At 68.8% G+C, this 15,012-nt stretch carries 9 protein-coding genes; 6 read left to right on the top strand and 3 right to left on the bottom strand.

Going from position 1 to position 15,012, the window contains the following annotated elements:
* Position 1 precedes the first annotated feature (1 nt).
* Together DXZ73_RS35365 and DXZ73_RS35360 are read left to right on the top strand one after the other, a co-directional pair.
* Positions 2-3,106, top strand: a complete 3,105-nt coding sequence (locus DXZ73_RS35365; RefSeq protein WP_116215009.1) for a glycoside hydrolase family 2 TIM barrel-domain containing protein — start codon at positions 2-4, stop codon at positions 3,104-3,106.
* 126 nt (positions 3,107-3,232) lie between these two features.
* Positions 3,233-4,384 (top strand): CaiB/BaiF CoA transferase family protein, encoded by a 1,152-nt coding sequence (locus tag DXZ73_RS35360; protein WP_116215008.1) that lies wholly within the window; start codon positions 3,233-3,235, stop codon positions 4,382-4,384.
* Here the strand turns inward: DXZ73_RS35360 and DXZ73_RS35355 are convergent.
* Positions 4,381-5,715, bottom strand: coding sequence for an MFS transporter (locus DXZ73_RS35355; protein ID WP_116216089.1), 1,335 nt, complete (start codon positions 5,713-5,715; stop codon positions 4,381-4,383). The genes DXZ73_RS35360 and DXZ73_RS35355 overlap by 4 nt on opposite strands.
* Positions 5,716-5,992: 277 nt before the next feature.
* Here DXZ73_RS35355 and DXZ73_RS35350 point away from each other — a divergent pair, with 277 nt between their 5' ends.
* Entirely contained in the window at positions 5,993-7,117 is a 1,125-nt protein-coding gene (locus tag DXZ73_RS35350) for an SGNH/GDSL hydrolase family protein (RefSeq protein ID WP_240351636.1), read from the top strand.
* A gap of 17 nt (positions 7,118-7,134) precedes the next feature.
* Here DXZ73_RS35350 and DXZ73_RS35345 read toward each other — a convergent pair whose 3' ends face one another.
* A complete protein-coding gene (locus tag DXZ73_RS35345; RefSeq protein WP_116215006.1) occupies positions 7,135-8,949 on the bottom strand; it encodes an ABC transporter ATP-binding protein in 1,815 nt (604 codons plus the stop codon).
* 163 nt (positions 8,950-9,112) lie between these two features.
* Here DXZ73_RS35345 and DXZ73_RS35340 point away from each other — a divergent pair, with 163 nt between their 5' ends.
* Positions 9,113-9,553 (top strand): MarR family winged helix-turn-helix transcriptional regulator, encoded by a 441-nt coding sequence (locus DXZ73_RS35340; RefSeq protein WP_116215005.1) that lies wholly within the window; start codon positions 9,113-9,115, stop codon positions 9,551-9,553.
* Positions 9,554-9,623: 70 nt separating this feature from the next.
* On the opposite strand, the gene DXZ73_RS35335 is transcribed toward DXZ73_RS35340, so the two are convergent.
* The gene (locus tag DXZ73_RS35335; RefSeq protein ID WP_116215004.1) at positions 9,624-11,240 is read right to left on the bottom strand and encodes a peptide-N4-asparagine amidase; all 1,617 of its coding nucleotides are present in this window, start codon (positions 11,238-11,240) and stop codon (positions 9,624-9,626) included.
* 146 nt (positions 11,241-11,386) lie between these two features.
* Here DXZ73_RS35335 and DXZ73_RS35330 point away from each other — a divergent pair, with 146 nt between their 5' ends.
* Both DXZ73_RS35330 and DXZ73_RS35325 read left to right on the top strand, forming a co-directional pair.
* Positions 11,387-13,222 (top strand): ABC transporter transmembrane domain-containing protein, encoded by a 1,836-nt coding sequence (locus DXZ73_RS35330; RefSeq protein WP_116215003.1) that lies wholly within the window; start codon positions 11,387-11,389, stop codon positions 13,220-13,222.
* Positions 13,219-15,000, top strand: a complete 1,782-nt coding sequence (locus tag DXZ73_RS35325; RefSeq protein ID WP_116215002.1) for an ABC transporter ATP-binding protein — start codon at positions 13,219-13,221, stop codon at positions 14,998-15,000. The genes DXZ73_RS35330 and DXZ73_RS35325 overlap by 4 nt, the downstream gene beginning before the upstream one ends.
* Positions 15,001-15,012 lie beyond the last annotated feature (12 nt).

Below are 15,012 nucleotides of genomic sequence, written 5' to 3'. Positions count from 1 at the left end.
CATGCGCGCACCACGACCGGACCCCCGCGCCACCGTCGTCACCGGTGCTTCCCCCGAGGTTTTCCAGATGAACCGGGAATCCGCCCGTAGCCCGCTCGTCCCCTTCGCCGATGTGCGGTCCGCCCTCTCCTCCGGGCCCGCCGACTCGCCGTACTACCGCTCGCTCAACGGCGAGTGGCGCTTCGCCTGGTCCAGGAACCCGGCGGAACGTCCCCTGGACTTCTGGCCCCCCGATTTCGACGACACCGGCTGGGACCGCATCGCGGTACCCGGCAACTGGGAGATGCAGGGCTACCCCGAGCCGACCTATTTCAACGTCCGCTACCCCTGGACCGGATACGAGCAGCCCACACCCCCGCACGCGCCGACCGGCTTCAACCCGGTCGGTTCCTACCGGCGCACCTTCACCGTCCCCGACGAGTGGCACGGGCGCCGGATCCTGATCTCCTTCCAGGGCGTCAAGTCCGCGTTCTTCATCTGGGTGAACGGCGAGCCCGTCGGCTACAGCGAGGACAGTTACTCCCCTGCCGAGTTCGACCTCAGCCCCTATCTGCGGACGGACCGGGGCGCGGAGGAGAACACGCTGGCGGTCGAGGTCTACCGCTGGTCCAACGGCAGTTGGCTGGAGGACCAGGACATGATCGACCTGTCCGGGATCTTCCGCGATGTCCACCTCCTCTCCGTGCCTCAGGTCCATGTGCACGACCTCTTCGTCCGCACCGAACTCGACGCCGACTTCCGCGACGCCGAGCTGGTGGCGCAGGTGACCCTGCGGGCCGGGTCGACAGCCACTCCGGCCGACCATCTCGTCCGTGTCGGCCTGCACGACGCGGAGGGTGCCCGTGTCCTCTCCCGTACCGGCACCGCTCGGTTCGACGCCGCCACCGGGGAAGCGGTGATCGAGATCGGTGCCCACGTCCCACGGCCGTCGCTGTGGTCCGCCGAGGCGCCGAACCTCTACGACGTCACGGTCGAGCTGGCCGATGCGGAGGGCCGCATTCTCGAAGTCCAGCGCACTCGCGTCGGTTTCCGTGCCGTCTCCTGCGCGCGGGGCGAACTCACGATCAACGGAAAACCGCTCGTCTTCCGCGGGGTGAACCGGCACGAATCCGATCCGGATCACGGGCAAGCGGTACCCCTGCACCGCATGGTGCAGGACATCCGCATCATGAAGCAGCACAACATCAACGCCGTCCGTACCTCCCATTACCCCAATCATCCGCGCTGGCTCGAACTGTGCGACGCATACGGCCTCTATGTGATCGACGAGGCCAACCTGGAGACGCATGACGTACGGGAGACGGTGCCGACGAGCCGTCCCGAGTGGGCGGCCGCCTGCCTCGACCGGGTCCGCAGTCTCGTCGAGCGGGACAAGAACCACCCCTGTGTCGTGGTCTGGTCGCTGGGCAACGAGGCCGGCCGGGGCGACACCTTCCAGGCCATGGCCGACTGGGTGCACGATCGTGATCCGTCCCGTCCCGTGCACTACGAGGGCATGAACGAGGTCGCGGACATCGAGTCTCGGATGTATGCCACGCCCGACGCCGTCGAGGCCTACGGGAAGTCCGGCGGAACCAAGCCATACATCTTGTGCGAGTACGCCCACTCGATGGGCAACAGCACGGGGAATCTCAAGGAGTACTGGGACGTCATCGACGCCCATCCCTTGCTGCATGGCGGGTTCATCTGGGACTTCGCCGATCAGGCCGTCAGGCTCCCCCTCCCCGGCGGCCTCAAGGGCAACTACCTTTCCTACGGCGGTGACTGGAAGCCTGGGCACCCGTCGGACGGCAACTTCTGCTGCAACGGCCTCGTCGACGCCGACCGCGCCCCACGGCCCGCTCTTCAGGAGGTCAAGAAGGTCTATCAGTCGCTGCGCATGTCCGCCGGGGATCTCGGCAACGGAGTCGTGCGGGTCGACAACCGTCAGCTCTTCACCGACCTCCGGGGATACGAGCTGCTGTGGGAGGTCACCTGCGACGGGGTCCGTGTCCAGCACGGCACCCTTGCCCCGCCACAAGCCGGACCAGGTGAAATCGCGGCCGTACAGCTGCCGTTGAAGCCACCGCAGCAACCGGCGCCCGACGCCGAGTACTGGTTGAACGTCTCCTTCGCCCTCCGCACCGCAACATCCTGGGCCACGGCGGGCCATGTCGTCGCCTCCGAGCAATTCGCCCTGCCCTGGGGCACCCCGGCACCCTCCCACGTCAGCCCCGCTCCCGTTCAGGCCCTCTCCGTCGCGCGGACCGCGCAGACCGTCACCGTCACGGGTCCGGAACTCGATCTGGTCCTGGACAGGTCCACCGGAACGCTCACCACCTACCGCTACGGCGGCCGACCGCTCTTGTCCGGCGGACCCGTACCCAACTTCTGGCGCGCGCCGACCGACAATGACATCGGGCGGGGCGTCCAGGTCACGTCGCGCACCTGGCGCGATGCGGGCGCCAATCGCACTGTCACCGGGGTCGAGGTCGCACGGACCGCGTCCGGAGAGGTCGTCCTCAGCGTCACGGCGACCCTTCCGACGGCTCCCGCCGTGTCCCATTGGACGACCGTCTTCACCGTGCGCGGGGACGGCGAGATGCACGTACGCCATACCCTGCTTCCCGGCCAGGGCCTCCCGGACCTGCCACTGGTGGGTGCCCTGTTGACCGTACCGGCCGCCTATCGGGCGCTCAGCTGGTACGGACGGGGGCCGCAGGAGAACTATCAGGACCGGTTCACCGGGTCCTTCGTCGGCCGCTACGACCGCCTCTTGGACAGGCCCACCATGCCATACGCCCGTCCGCAGGAGAGCGGCAATGTGACGGACGTGCGCAGTGTCTCGCTCACAGGGCGGGACGGGAGCGGGCTTACCGTGCTGGCCGAACCAGGGGGTGCAGCGGGGTTGTTGGAGATCAGCGCCCTGCCTTGGACACCCTTCGACGCGGACGGGCCCCGCCACCCTCACGAGCTCGAGCCACGCGGCGAGACATTCCTGGGCGTCAATCACCGGCAGATGGGAGTGGGCGGCAACGACTCCTGGGGGGCGGCGCCGCTGGAGCGCCATCTGCTGCACGCCGACCGCCAGTACAGCTACTCCTACCGGCTGCGGCCCGCCCCCTGAACGCCCGTGGAACTCACCGACACTGTGCTGCTCTTCGAAGTCCATGACGCGAGGCTATGCACGGAGCGATCGGAGCGTGACGGACTGTCCACAGGGCCGGTCATATAATCCAAGCAAGGAGTCGAGTTGACACTTCCCCTGCACGGCATCACCGTCGTCGCTCTCGAACAGGCCGTGGCCGCGCCCTTCGCCACCCGTCAGCTCGCAGATCTGGGCGCGCGCGTGATCAAGGTCGAGCGACCGGGCCATGGAGATTTCGCCCGCGACTACGATCGCAGTGTCAAGGGGCTTTCGGCCTATTTCGTCTGGGTCAATCGGGGCAAGGAGAGTCTCGTCCTCGACCTCAAGGCGGCCTCGGACCGCTCCTTGCTGGACCGCGTGCTCGCCCGCGCCGATGTCTTCATACAGAACCTCGGCCCCGGCGCCGCCGAGCGGCTCGGCTTCGGCAGCGGGGAGTTGCGCGCCCGGCACCCGCGCCTGATCACCTGCGATGTCTCCGGCTACGGCACCTCGGGGCCGTACCGGGACAAGAAGGCCTACGACCTGCTCGTGCAGTGCGAGACCGGACTGGTTTCGATCACCGGCGATCCCGACTCACCGGCCCGGCCGGGTATTTCCATCGCTGACATCGCAGGTGGCATGTACGCCTATACGGGAATACTGAGCGCACTGTACGAACGCGAGCGCACCGGAGAGGGGTCGCAGCTGTCGGTCTCGCTCTTCGACGCTCTCGCGGAGTGGATGGGGCATCCGTATTTCACCGAGGCGTACGACGGCCCGCCCGTCTCCAGGAACGGCGCCCGGCACCCGACCATCTCCCCTTATGGTCACTACCGTTGCGGGGACGGCGCTCGGGTGTTTCTCAGTGTGCAGAACGACCGCGAGTGGGTTTCCTTGTGCGAAGGTGTGCTCGGGCAGGCCGCGTTGATCCGTGACCCCCGTTTCGCGGACAATCCTCTGCGGCGGGCGCACGACGACGATCTGACAGCCTTGATCGAGAAACAGTTCCGCCCGCATACGGCGGATGAGGTTCTTGCCCTCCTCGAAGGAGCGGGAATCGCCCATGCGCGGCTGCGGACAGTCGCCGAATTCGCCGCTCACCCTCAGTTGACGGCGCGCGACCGGTGGCGCGGATTCGACTCGCCAGCGGGTCCGTTGCGCGGCCTGCTTCCGCCGGTCGAGGTGGGTGGCAGGGAGGCGGCGATGGGCGCGGTGCCGGCGCTCGGCGCCCATACAGCCGCGATCCGCGCGGAATTCCCGGAGCCCGGCGTGCCTTAGCGATCCAGCGGGCGTTTCGCGGTCTCCGGAAGCACCAGATAGACGCAGGCGGAGATCAGGCACAGCCCGGCGACGTACCAAGGGAAGGCACCCGGATTGCCCGACTGCTTGAACCAGGTGCCGACATAGGGTGCCGTGCCGCCGAAGAGCGCGACGGTCAGGGAATAGGGAAAGCCGATTCCGGCGGCCCGTACGCGTGCCGGGAACACCTCGGCGTTCACCGCCGCGGCAACGGAGGTGTATCCCGTGAGCAACACCATCCCGGCGCACTGCACCAACAGCAGCGAGGTGAAGGACTCGTCGATCGCGTGCAGCAGAGGAACCGCGAGAGCGGCGAATCCCAGCGCGAAGCCGATCAGCAGAGGCTTACGCCCCACGCGGTCCGACAGCAGACCGCCGAGCGGCTGGAGTACGGCGAAGAAAGCCAGGGAGATTGTCCCGGCGAGCAGTGCGTCGCCTTTGCCGAAGTTGGCGTTCACCTGAGCGTACGTCGGCAGATAGGTGGTCCAGGTGTAGTAGGCAAGAGTGCCGCCCGCGGTGATCCCGCAGATCAGCAGGGACTGACGAGGGTAGCGGCGCACCCCTTCGAAGAGCGTGGGCCGCGCGCCTGTCCGTCGCACCGCCTCGTGGGTCTCGCGTGCTCCTTGCCGGATCCAGAAACCGACGAGGCTGATGAGGGCCCCGAGAAGAAAAGGAACACGCCAGCCCCAGTCTCCCATTTGCTCCTCCGTGAGGAGGTGTGCCAGGAGGGCCGCGCTTCCTGAGGCGAGGAGTTGCCCGATGGTCGTGGACACGTATTGGAAGCTGGAGAACAGCCCTCTGCGGCCCGGGCTCGCCGATTCGATGAGGAAGGTCGTCGAGGCCGCGAATTCCCCGCCGACGGACAGACCTTGGACCAGTCGGGCAACGACGAGCACCACAGGAGCGAGGACGCCCACGGAGGCGTAGGTGGGCGTGAGCGCCACCAACAGGCTGCCGCCTCCCATCAGCAGGATGGTGACGGTGAGCGCGGCTCGCCGGCCGCGGCGGTCGGCGACGACCCCCATCAGGAGCCCTCCGACCGGGCGCATGAAAAAGCCGACGGCGAAGACGGCGAAACTGGACAGCAGGGGCACCAGGGAATTCCCGGAGCCCTTGGGGAAAACCTGGTCGGCGAAGTAGGTCGCGAGGAACGAGTAGGCGTACCAGTCGTACCACTCGGCGGCATTACCAACCGAAGCGGCGGCGAGTTGGCGAAGGGAGGAGGGGGAACGGACACCCGTTGCCTTCGCCGGGTTCGGGGCATCGGCAGCTCCGCCACCGTCGACAGGCAGGGACTCGGATTGCGTCATGATCCATTGAATCCCCTCGACATCGATCTCGCACACCCGCCCGAAGAACCTTCTCGCAGGGTGACCCTGTCAGTGGTACGCATGGGCGTCGTACGCGGCACAAGGGGCTGGGTGCCACAGCCTGGGGACGGCAGGCTCTTCGTCGGCAGCACACATCCAAGAGACAAGGGCCTTGACCATGGCAGTTCAGGAACAGCATTCGGCGGCGGCACCGGTTGCCGAGACTACGGCGCGACGGGACGCGGCACTGTCATGGTCCGCCGGATGGTCGGCTCCGGTGCAGCGGCCGAGTTCCGGATTCGAGGAGAACTGGGCGGAGTCGGGCTTCGCCCGGCAGTCGGTACGCCAGACGGTGCGGGTCACCGGAAGCGGCACCGCTGTCCGGATCAGGCTGTCGAACCGTTTCGGCAACGAGCCGTTGGTGGTGTCCGCGGTGAGCCTCGCGCTGGCCGGCGAAGGTGCCGCAGTCCGCCCGGGGACAGTGCGGGAAGTGACCTTCGACGGCCTGACGGCAGTGACCGTCCCAGCAGGCGGAGAGGTCGTCACCGATGCGGCGGAGCTGACGGTGCGGCGATTCGATTCGCTGACTGTGACGCTGTACTTCGACTCTCCCACCGGTCCCGCGACTTTCCACGCACAGGCCTATGCGAACAGCTACCTCGCTGCCGGAGACCGCACGACCGACGTCGAAGGCGACGGTTTCACGAAGCACACCCACTCCTGGTACTACCTCTCCGACGTCGAGCTGTCGGAAGGCGAGGAGCAGCACAGCACGGTGGTCGCCTTCGGGGACTCCATCACCGATGGCTTCGGCTCCACTGTGGGGGCCAACTGCCGCTATCCCGACCGACTCGCCGAGCGGCTGTCCGCCGCCGGTAGGCCATGGGCCGTCATCAACGCGGGCATCGGCGGCAATCTCGTCCTTCATGACTCGGCCTGGTACGGCGACCGGGCGGTGAGCCGCTTCGAGCGCGATGTGCTCGACAAGCCCGGCGTCCGCTCGGTGATCATTTTCGCCGGCCTCAATGACATCGGCTTCAGCGAAGTCGACCTGGAGACGTACAAGCCCAACCCCGATGTGACGGTTTCGGAGCTGATCGTCGCCTACCGCGAGCTGATAGCCAAGGCTCACGGCCGCGGCATCAAGGTCGTCGGAGCGACCGTCCTCCCCTTCAAGGGCTCCGAGTACCACACTCCGCGGGCCGAGGCCAAGCGCATCGCGCTCAACGAATGGATCCGTGCGTCCGGTGAGTACGACGCGGTGGCCGACTTCGACAAGGCGCTCGCTTCGCCCGATGACCCTGAGGTGCTCCTTCCTGCCTACGACTGCGGCGACTTCAAGCACCCCAACGACGCGGGCTACCGGGCCATGGCGGCGGCCGTGGATCTCGACTCTCTGTGATCGGCCTGCTCGGCGCCTCAGACGCTCGCTGTGAGGCGGGCGTCGCGGCGGACGAGTGCGGCGTAATGCCCGTCATCCGCGAGGAGTTCCTGATGGGTGCCGCGTTCGGCGATTCGGCCCCGGTCGAGGACGACGATCTGATCGGCGTCGCGGACCGTGGAGAGTCGGTGTGCGATGGTGATCGTCGTACGGCCCGCGGAGAGTGCGTCGATGGCTTGCTGCACCGCGTGCTCCGTGCGGGTGTCCAGGGCACTGGTGGCTTCGTCCAGGATGAGGACGGGCGGATCGCGCAGGATCGTGCGGGCGATGGCCAGCCGCTGTTTCTCGCCTCCGGAGAAGCGGTAACCACGCTCTCCGACAAGGGTGTCATAGCCGTCGGGCAGGGAGGCGATGTGCTCGTGGATCTGCGCGGTCCTGGCCGCCGCCACGATCTCCTCGTCCGTGGCGTCCGGTTTGGCGAACCGCAGATTGTCGGCGACAGAGGCATGGAAGAGATACGTCTCTTGCGAGACCACGCCGACCGCGCGGGCGAGGGTGTCGAAATCGAGGTCACGGACGTCGACTCCGTCCAGAAGGACCCGGCCACCGACGACGTCGTACAGCCGGGGCACCAGATAGCTGAGGGTGCTCTTGCCCGACCCCGTCGGGCCGACGACGGCGAGGCTGCCACCGGCCGGAACAGCCAGCTCGATGCCGCTGAGCGCCTCCCTCGGGGGCTCGCCGGAGCCCTGCGCCTCATAGGAGAACGTGACGTCCTCGAAGCGGACTTCACCACTTACCTTCTCCAGCCGCACGGGCTTCTCCGGCTCGGCGATGTCCACCGGCAGGTCGAGGTATTCGAAGATCCGCTGGAAGAGAGCGAGGGAGGTCTGGATCTGCACACCGGTGGTCAGCAGGCTGACCGCGGGCCGGAACAAGGCCTGTTGGAGAGAGACGAAGGCGACCAGCGTGCCGAGGGAGATGTCCGGGCCGCCCGCCTGCAGCGCGATGCCGGCCGCCCAGTAGACGACGGCGGGCATGGCCGCCATGACGACGCCGATGGTGGACATCCTCCAGCGCCCGGCCATGTTCGCGCGGACCTCGAGCCCGACGAGCCGTTCGGACTCCTGGGAGAACGCCCGCGTGAGGGAGTCGGAGCGGCCCATGGTGCGGCCGAGGAGGATGCCGCTCACCGACAGCGACTCGGTGACCATGGCCGCCATGGCGGCCATCTGCTTCTGCCGCTGAGAGGTGATCTTCTTTCGCTCACGGCCGACACGGCGGCTGATCCACACGAAGACCGGGAGCAGGAGCAGCGAGACCACGGTGAGCCGCCAGTCCAGGGCCAGCATCGCCACCACTGTGGCGACGACGCTGGTGAGATTGGAGACCAGCGAGGTGGCGGTCGAGGTCACGGTGGCCTGCATGCCGCCGATGTCGTTGGCGATGCGGGACTGCACCTCACCAGTGCGGGTCCGGGTGAAGAAGGCGAGCGGCATGCGCTGGAGCCGGTCGTAGACCGAGGTGCGCAGATCGTGCATCACCCGCTGACCGACCGTGGTGGAGATCAGCGTCTGCGACACACCGAGGACGCTGTTCACGACCGCGGCCGCGATCATGCCGAGCGCCAGCAGGCTGAGAAGGCCCGTACGGCCTTGCGGGATGGCTACGTCGAGGACCTCGCGCAAGAGGAACGGCGAGGCGACCGAGACCAGCGAGGAGGCGGCGACGAGCAGCCCGACGAGGGCGAGTCTGCCGCGATAGGGGCGGAATAGCCGGAGGATCCTGCGCACTTGCGCGGGTTGTTCCGGATCTGCGGGCGGGGGTGTCCAGTCGGATTCGTCGTGACGCATGGGCTCCTAGTTCTCTGATCGCGAAGAGTGTGCGGAAGAGAGGCATGGACGGGGCCGGCGGCGCGCCGGCCCGCAAGGTCGGCGATGGAGATCCGACCGCGTAGCGAGCATAGCTCATTGTTACCTGTACTCACAATGCACTGAGTCCTGTAATCTGGGGATCATGACCGTCCCCGATTCGTCCGGCCAGCTCGCCGAACAGCTGCTGCGCCTCACCCGCAGGCTCCACCGGGCGCAGAAGCTCTATCTGGACCCGGTCGGCATCACACCCGCCCAGGCCCGGCTGCTCCGCACCGTCGCGCACTACGAGGAGCCACCACGCATGACGGACCTCGCCCAGCGGCTCGAGGTCGTGCCGCGCGCCGTGACCACGCTGGTCGACGCCCTGGAGGAGAACGACTCGGTGCGCCGGGTACCGGACCCCACCAACCGGCGGGTCATCCGGATCGAGCTCACCGATCACGGCCGCTCCACCCTGCGCGCGCTGCGTGCCGCACGGCGGGCCGCCGTCGAGGACATCCTCGCCCCGCTCTCCACCGAGCAGCGTGAGCTGCTCGGCAGTCTGCTGACCGAGCTGTTGAACGGCCCGGACCAGCGCTGCTGACGAAGGGGGCGGGCCGTCGGGCGGAGGGCTCCGGGGGCGGCAACCCCTGGAGCCCGTCCGGCCGCGCCGGTCAGCAGCGCTGCCGGTCCTCCGTCAGCTCGCCCTGGGCCGTCGCCAGCGTCCGGTCGTAACAACTGCCGGGGCCGTCGAGGCGGTACCGCTCACGCGAGACACCGGTCGCGTGCCGCTGGTCGCGTGGCACGTTCTGGTTGTACGCGGCATCACCCTTGTAGGTGTCGTCGAAGCTCGACCAGTCGAGGCGCCTGCCCGCACGCACAGTGACGCTGTCCGACCGGTCCCCCATCGTCATCACGGTCCGCAGACGGTCTGCCGCCGAGACCGTCGTCGCCCCGTCCATGGTGTACGTCCGGTGGGTGCGGGTGACAGCGGCGGGGCCACGCCCGGCGACGGTGACCGCCTCGTCGTCGTTCCAGCGCGCCTGAAGCGCGTCCGTCGTCTCGTTCTCGTTCCAGCGGTGGTCGGAGTTGCCCGTGATGTTCCGTGTGACGGTCGTCGTCACACGGCCGTGCGAGGTGTCGAGATAGCCCGCGACGGTCAGGGAATGCCCGCCGTCGGCTCGCAGGTGACGCTCGGTACCGGGTTCGTAGGCGGTGGTGTTGCGGGGGTCACCCGCAACATGAGTGGTCAACGCGCCGGTGAGCCCGGACGACTTGGCGTCCTGCCAGACCAGGATGTTGGTGGGCGTGCTCCAGCCGCTCTGCCCCTCGGGCAGTCCGGCGACGGAGACCGTGATCCGGTGCGGCTTGCCGTCGTTCAGCTGCCCGGCGAAGGGCGTGAGGTCGTACTCGATCGGCCGCACGTCGAAGGCGCGCGGACCTGGTATGACGTACCACAGGAAGGGATTCGACCAGCCTCCGGTCCATACGGTCGGGAACGGCGCGGCGATTCCCGCCAGACGGCCGTCCACCGCGACCTGGACCTCGCGATAGGGGCCGTCCTTGGCCTTGCACGAGTACGGCGCCGAGTCGGGCACGGTGAGGTACCAGAACTCCTCACAGCCGCCGCCCGAGCCTGTCGCGTAGACCTCGGCCACGATCTTCTCGCTGTTGCGCGGCGTGGTCAGCCGGCCTTCGTACGCCGCGCCCACACTGTGGGCCCCGTCCAGGGTGAGGACCTTGTCCGGGGTGGACGCCGCTTTCACCGGCCCTTCGGCGGCGTAGAACGTCAGCGTCACCTTGACCTTGATGACGCCGGTGTACGTACCGTCCACGGTGTTGCCGATGAGCATCTCGACGGGCTGCTCGCCACGCAGCGTGGCGGCGTAGCGGGTGACGTCCTTTTCCACGTTCCAGGTGATGCCCTTGGGCGACGGCTCGGGCGTCGACGTACGCAGGACTTCGACGCCACCGATGTGCAGGTAGCCCAGGCGGTCGAATTGCCGTCCGCCGACGGCTCCTTCGAGCCGAAGGACCACCTTGTTCCAACGGTCGCCGCAGCGCTTGGGCGGTGTGTACGTGCTTCTGTAGGGCGTGTAGTCGCGGAACTCCGTGTCGGCGACGGTCACCTTGCAGGACCTGGTGTCCGGGGTGGCTGTCGGCGGGGCGGCGGTGACCGGGTCGTGCCAGTCGGTGCCGAACTCGGTCGGCGGCGCCGCGGCCGTCGCCGGGCTCACGCCCAGCAACAGTCCGGTGGCCGCGGCGCACAGCGAGAGAAGCAGTCGTCTCATGGGGCAGGAGTGAAGCGCGTCATGGAGCAGCGCGCCAGAGCCCCTTTGGCCTGATGCGTCGCTCCTGCGGAAAAACCAGTTGAATGCGGCACTCCGGTGGCGCGAACCTTTCAGCGCTCCCACCCTCCACTCGAACTCGGGATGTTATGCAGATTCGCGATCTCCCCTATCCCGATCCAGGTCGGCCCGATGTCCGTTCCGGCCCGCGCCTGCTGCTCTGGCTGGGGCGGAACCAATTGGCGGGCCAGATCAAGGCCATGCTGTGGGGCACCCTGCACATGGCGTCCGTGGCCGTACTGCCGGTGGCCTTGGGCTTCGCCGTGCAGGCGGTCGTCGACCGGTCGGGCATACGGCTGGCTCTGGCGGGTGGTCTGATGGTGCTGCTCGGCACGCTCATCGCCGTGGGCGACACGATGCTGCACCGTACGGCCATCACCAACTGGATCACGGCGGCGGCCCGGGTGCAGCAGCTGCTGGCCCGTAAGACGGCCGAGTTGGGAGCCACTCTGACCCGGCGGGTCGCAGCGGGTGAAGTGGTCGCCGTCTCGACCGGTGACGTCGAGAAGGTCGGCTGGTTCGTGGAGGCGCTGTCGCGCTTCGCCTCCGCCGCGCTCACCACTGTGGCGGTGTGCGTGGCCCTGGTGATCTACCAGCCCGCGCTGGGCGTCGTGGTCGCGATCGGTGTGCCCGTCCTGGTGCTGGCCGTGCTGCCGCTGCTGCCCCGTGCGACGAAGCGGGCGGACGAGCAGCGCGAGAAGGCGGGCCGGGCGACGGAGTTGGCCTCGGACACGGTGGCCGGACTGCGGGTGCTGCGGGGCATCGGCGGCGAGGAGCTGTTCCTGGACCGCTATCGGCGCGCGTCGCAGGAGGTCCGCAAGGCAGCCGTGCACAGCGCCCGGATGTGGGCGCTGATCGCCGCTGTTCAGGTGGCGCTGCCGGGGCTGCTGTTGATCGCGGTGGTCTGGTACGGCGTCAGGCTGGTCCAGGACGGCCGCATCGGCGTCGGTGAGCTGGTCACCGTCTACGGCACGGTCACCTTCCTGCTCTTCCCGCTGCGTCAGTTCGAGGAGATCGCCATGGCGTACTCCTTCTCCCGTCCGTCCGCGGCACGCGCGGCGAAGGTGCTCGCGCTGCGGCGCACCGTACCGGCGCCGGACGACGGGGACCACGGCCCGGCACCGGCGGGCGACCTCCACGACCCGGCGAGCGGAGTGCTCGCACCGGCGGGCCTGCTGACCGCGGTGGTCTGTGGTGACCCGGATGCCGCCGGAAGACTGGCCGACCGGCTGGGCGGGCACGCGACGGGCGACAGCACCGGTGTGGCTTCGGCCCGGCTCGGTGACGTGGCCTTGGACGAACTCCCGCTGGACGCGGCCCGTGCCGCAGTGCTCGTCCAGGACAAGGACCCGGTGCTGCTGTCGGGAACGCTCGCGGAGCTGCTGGACGTGCCGGCTTCGGGGGCCGTCGGCGCCGACGCGGCGCTTGCCGCGGCGCAGTGCGGTGACGTGCTGACCGCACTGGCGCAGGCATCGGCGGACGATTCCGGTGATCCGATGCGGACCCGGATCACCGAGCGCGGCCGTTCGCTCTCGGGCGGGCAGCGCCAGCGGCTGGCACTGGCACGGTCGCTGGTGACCGATCCTCAGGTGCTGGTGCTCGACGAGCCGACCTCGGCCGTGGACTCGCACACGGAGGCGCGGATCGCGGACGGGCTGAAGGCCCTGCGGGCGGGCCGTACCACCGTGGTGTTCTCCTCCAGTCCGCTGCTGCTCGACCGGGCGGACCGCGTGGTGTTCGTGCAACAGGGCTCCGTCGCGGCCGAGGGCACGCACCGTGAGCTGCTGTGCGATGTCGCCTATCGCGCTGTCGTCACACGGGAGACAGACGCGGAGAGCGACACGGAGAAGACCGCGGGAACCGCGGAACTGGAGTCGGAGCTCACCGAGCTCAAGAAGATCGAACACATCGAGGAGTCGGCATGATCGGCGTGGCGCCACCGGCGCACGACCCGGCGGCACCGGAGTCGGCGACCACCTTGCCCGTGGCCGCGCCGTCGACCGTGCGGGCCTACGTACGCGGGCTGTTGCGCAGGCACCGGAAGGCCTTCGTCCTGTTGGTGACGGTGAACGCGCTGGCCGTGACCGCTTCCATGGTCGGCCCGTATCTGCTCGGTGGTCTGGTCGAGGACCTGTCGTCGGGCGTGCGGGACCTTCATCTGGGGCGCACGATCTCGCTGTTCGCCGTTGCTCTGGCCGTGCAGACCCTGTTCGTACGGTTGGTGCGGCTGCGCGGGGCGGTGCTCGGCGAGGAGATGCTGGCGGATCTGCGCGAGGACTTCCTCGTCCGGTCGGTGGCGCTGCCTCCGGGCGTTCTGGAGCGCGCGGGTACGGGCGATCTGCTGTCCCGCATCACCACGGACATCGACCGGCTGGCGAACGCCATGCGCGAGGCCGTGCCGCAGCTGGCGATCGGCTTCGTGTGGGTGGGGCTGCTGCTGGGCGCGCTGGCGTTGACGGCGCCGCCGCTGGCACTGTGCGTGCTGGTCGCGCTGCCGGTGCTGGTGGCGGGCTGCCGTTGGTACTTCCGGCGGGCGCCGAGTGCCTACCGGTCCGAGGCCGCGGGGTACGCGGCGGTCGCCGCGTCGCTGACGGAGACCGTGGACGCGGGGCGGACCGTCGAGGCGCACCGGCTGGGCGCGCGCCGGGTCGCGCTGTCCGACCGGCGGATCTCGGAGTGGACGCAGTGGGAGCGCTACACACTGTGGCTGCGCTCCGTGCTGTTCCCGGTGATCAATGTGACGCACACGCTGGTGTTCGGCTCGGTGCTGATCATCGGTGGTGTCTTCGTCCTCCAGGGGTGGGTCTCGGTCGGTCAGCTGACGACGGGCGCGCTCTTCGCGCAGATGCTCATCGATCCGATCGGGCTGATCCTGCGCTGGTACGACGAGCTCCAGATCGCTCAGGTATCGCTGGCCCGGCTGGTGGGGGTCCGTGAGATCGAACCCGAGGACGGGGGCGAGAGCACGGAGCCGAAGGGCCGGAACGTACGGGCGGACGAGGTCAGGTTCGGGTACCGGGCGGGCAGCGACGTGCTGCACGGGGTGTCCCTGGAGGTCAGGCCGGGCAGCCGGGTGGCACTCGTCGGACCGTCCGGAGCGGGCAAGTCGACGCTGGGGCGGCTACTGGCGGGGATCTACGCCCCGCGCTCCGGTGCGGTGACGCTCGGTGGCGCCGAGCTGGCGCGGATGCCCGTGGAGCGCGTGCGGCGGCATGTGGCCCTGGTCAATCAGGAGCATCACGTCTTCGTGGGCTCGCTGCGCGACAATCTACTGCTCGCCCGTACGACCGCCGGGGACGGCGAGCTCTGGACCGCACTCGGCGCCGTGGACGCGGATGCCTGGGTGCGGGCGCTGGACCAGGGACTCGACACCGAGGTCGGGTCCGGTGCCCTCTCGCTCACCCCTGCCCAGGCCCAGCAGATCGCGCTGGCCCGGCTCGTCCTCGCCGACCCGCACACTCTGGTGCTGGACGAGGCGACGTCGCTGCTGGATCCTCGGGCGGCGCGACACCTGGAGCGCTCGCTGGCGAGGGTCCTGGAGGGGCGTACGGTCGTGGCCATCGCGCACCGGCTGCACACCGCCCACGACGCGGATGTGATCGCGGTCGCGGAGGACGGCCGCATCACCGAGCTGGGCAGCCATGACGAGCTGGTCGCGGCGGACGGCGCGTACGCGGCGCTGTGGCGTTCCTGGCACCGGTAGCCGGTGGCGGGC

It is taken from the genome of Streptoverticillium olivoreticuli subsp. olivoreticuli (assembly GCF_003391135.1).
GTDB classification, from domain to species: domain Bacteria; phylum Actinomycetota; class Actinomycetes; order Streptomycetales; family Streptomycetaceae; genus Streptomyces; species Streptomyces blastmyceticus.
Note: the sequence above shows the minus strand (reverse complement) of the source record. Positions and strands in the feature narration are given on the sequence as shown.

Bases quoted from the DNA above. Each gene is read 5' to 3' on its own strand.
- DXZ73_RS35345 (WP_116215006.1), bottom strand. From the start codon at position 8,949: ATGCGTCACGACGAATCCGACTGGACACCCCCGCCCGCAGATCCGGAA.
- DXZ73_RS35365 (WP_116215009.1), top strand. From the start codon at position 2: ATGCGCGCACCACGACCGGACCCCCGCGCCACCGTCGTCACCGGTGCT.
- DXZ73_RS35325 (WP_116215002.1), top strand. From the start codon at position 13,219: ATGATCGGCGTGGCGCCACCGGCGCACGACCCGGCGGCACCGGAGTCG.
- DXZ73_RS35330 (WP_116215003.1), top strand. From the start codon at position 11,387: ATGCAGATTCGCGATCTCCCCTATCCCGATCCAGGTCGGCCCGATGTC.
- DXZ73_RS35355 (WP_116216089.1), bottom strand. From the start codon at position 5,715: ATGACGCAATCCGAGTCCCTGCCTGTCGACGGTGGCGGAGCTGCCGAT.
- DXZ73_RS35340 (WP_116215005.1), top strand. From the start codon at position 9,113: ATGACCGTCCCCGATTCGTCCGGCCAGCTCGCCGAACAGCTGCTGCGC.
- DXZ73_RS35335 (WP_116215004.1), bottom strand. From the start codon at position 11,240: ATGAGACGACTGCTTCTCTCGCTGTGCGCCGCGGCCACCGGACTGTTG.